The sequence below is a fragment of the Flavobacterium sp. genome (assembly GCF_046153165.1).
Classification (GTDB): domain Bacteria; phylum Bacteroidota; class Bacteroidia; order Flavobacteriales; family Flavobacteriaceae; genus Flavobacterium.
Genome location: NZ_JBJXEN010000068.1, coordinates 1 through 2,830, shown reverse-complemented (window position 1 = coordinate 2,830; position 2,830 = coordinate 1). Strand labels below are relative to the sequence as shown.

Here is a 2,830-nt window from a genome sequence, read left to right as displayed (position 1 = left end):
CATGCGCATATAAGGCAATATAATACCTTAAATTATCTTTTTCTTCTTCTGTTGGTATAGCAGATAGTGTTGGCATAGTTCCTATTTTTATTTCTAACCTTTTTGTAGTTGGATTATAAGAAGTAGTTGCTCTATCCACTAAATTAGGGTCAATAATTATTTCTAGCTCCAATCCGCTTTTATTTTTTTCTATACGTGTCATAATATCAAGTGCATCTTTAAGAGCATCTGCTCTTTTTCCTAGTGGATACCTAAGTAAAGACCTAGGTAAAGATGCTGTTATTCTTGCCCTTGTTTGCCTAAATAAACTATCTGTTTGAATTTTAATAGCATTATACGTATTGGTATCTCCTTTTATTGGCTTTATTAATGGTTGATTAGTATCATCTTCCAATTCCCATGACACACCAGTATCTTTTGGGCTCGGTTCATTAGAATTAGTACCATTATTGCCATTACTGTGTGGTTGTCCGCCTGTGCTTGGATTTGAAGTACCATTATTTGGTGTACCATTATTGCCATCACTCACAAAACATTCTACAAATTGGTAAGACATTTCAAAATGCCCCTCTGTACTTCCACACAAACCATCAGCATCATTAGGTCCGCTACAACTTGTAGATGGATTTGTCTGCCCTGGTATCCATACATTAACCCACACAACACAAGTACTTAATCTGTTTGGATCAGGTGGCGCAACTTCCATTTCTATAGTAGTAGTTTCTTTAAACATAGCATCAGCATAAAAAGATGCTTTTTGCAAAGTATAATCCAATTCGTAAATACTAATAATACCCGTAAAACCACTAATAACAGTGTTTTTGTAGTTTTTAAAAATTTCTTTATAGTTTTCTGGTAAAAAAGAATTTCGTCCAATAATATCCACAATATTTGCTTCTAGCAAATCTTCATTTTCATCAATACGAATACAAAGTCTGCGAATAAATGCAGTTTTTTCGCCATAATTTACCTGCAAGTATCGTACCACAGGTACAATCAGCATTTTTTCGTTGTTGGGCAAAAGTTCTACTTCTGTTTTATCCCACTGTGGTTCAAAATCTTTGAAACGAGCAGAATCAGCAGCAGTCATTCTTTGATTTCCAGAGGTCTGTTTTGGTTGGTTTTTGTACCTTCCTTTCTCATAAAAACCTTTGACTTTGTCAAATTGGGCTTTTTGAGGAAGATGTGTTTGAGAGTTTAGTGGGTCTAAAATCTGACGTTTGCAGCCATATAATACGCCCAACATTAGCAAAAATACAAGTATTTTGCTTTTGTAGCTTTTTATCATATTAGTTTTATTTGAATTATTGCGCAAAGGTAAGCAAAAAAAGCGTGTTTATTACTTTATTTTATATAAACTTTGCTTAGGGTTTTCAACTTTATAAATTGGAAAAATTTGAGGGTTTAAAACAAAAAACTTGCACCTCTTTGATGCAAGTTCTGGCGATTTTTCTCGCTCTTGATTTACATATTCCTTGATGAGTTGCACCTCTGCATTGCTCATCTCCGCTTCTGTAAATATCTTTATGTAACTTCTAATTTTCTAGCGAAAAGTTCTTTGTTAATTGAATATGTAATTTAATTTTAAAATATCTTAATGCGCCAACTTCCATAGAAGCGTTATATGCGCAAAAACCTAAAATACCACCTGTAAATTTAACAATACACATATTTTCTACAATATCAATAATTGTACCTTGATGCCTCTCGCCCATAGGAAATTCCTTTTTAAAATAATCCCATTTATCATCATTAAAAGAATTATTATTACAAGCTAAATAGTAATCCAAATCTTTAACACTAAGATTATGTAAATTAAGACTACTTGAAGCAACAAAATCATCTAAAATAAAATGTATGTGTTCACTTAACGATATATTTTTAGATGCTGCAGCTTGTGTATGCCACGCCAAAACATCTTTGGACACTCTCGCAGAAATTTGAACTAATGCTTTTCTCTTTTCTATCATTTTAGCGGATTTTTAGCGTTTTTATCGTTTATTTATACAAATATAACTATATCTTTTTTAGAAAACAAAAAAGAAAACGAATTAGAAAACGAAAACGAATTGGAAAACGAAAAAGAATTGGAAAACGAAAACGTTTTTAGTCGTTTTATTTTTTTGTTCTTTTACGGTTTACAACGATATTATAGCGTCTTGTTAGGTTTTTTGAGCATTTTTTAACCAATTCCTTAGTTACATCTGAAGGCTTGTAACCTGTTAGAATTTTGCCTGTCTGTGTTTCCCAATCATTGAGAACCCACCTTAACACTAAACCTGCCTGACAACCTTCAAAATTTGGCGGTAGTGGCGTTGCGTACAATTTTGCATCAATATCTTCACTAATCAATTTTATCCCACCAAATGGCTGATAAGTCCTCTTTCCAACCAACGCCCTAAAAATAACGTCCAAACGGTCAAACTCGTCAAAAACCCTTTCATCAGATTTAGAAGTTATCAATTTTGTAAAATACTTGAATATTTCTTTGTAAGACCGTTCATCTGCTGGACGTATATCTTGCGCATCAGCACTGGCAAGGTCTGGAAATCGTTTTAACCATTGGTTTACAAGCCAGTTTGCGTTATCCTCGCCACTAACTAGCAAATGCAAATGATAATGATACATTCCGTTAGGGCGTACTGTACACTCTACTTTACGAATACCTTTGAAATTAGAAAGTTTAATATGACTAGCAAGATTAGTTATTTTACGCCATTCAACCTCAATGTCCTTAATTCTCTTAGGCAAATCTTCTTCATTGACCGTTTTGAGAGTGAGCGTAACAAATTGAGGATTTTCTAAGCCTTGTAATTGGCTTAAATACCCA

General features: G+C 33.4%; 3 protein-coding genes. All 3 read right to left on the bottom strand.

The window, feature by feature from the left end; translation table 11 throughout:
* The coding region (locus tag ACKVOV_RS07760) for a hypothetical protein (protein WP_409206195.1) at positions 1-1,288 on the bottom strand (1,288 nt) is incomplete at its 3' end.
* Positions 1,289-1,535: 247 nt separating this feature from the next.
* Positions 1,536-1,970, bottom strand: coding sequence for a hypothetical protein (locus ACKVOV_RS07755; protein ID WP_409206194.1), 435 nt, complete (start codon positions 1,968-1,970; stop codon positions 1,536-1,538).
* A gap of 145 nt (positions 1,971-2,115) precedes the next feature.
* Positions 2,116-2,830: hypothetical protein (locus ACKVOV_RS07750; protein ID WP_409206193.1), on the bottom strand; the 715-nt coding region annotated here is incomplete at its 5' end.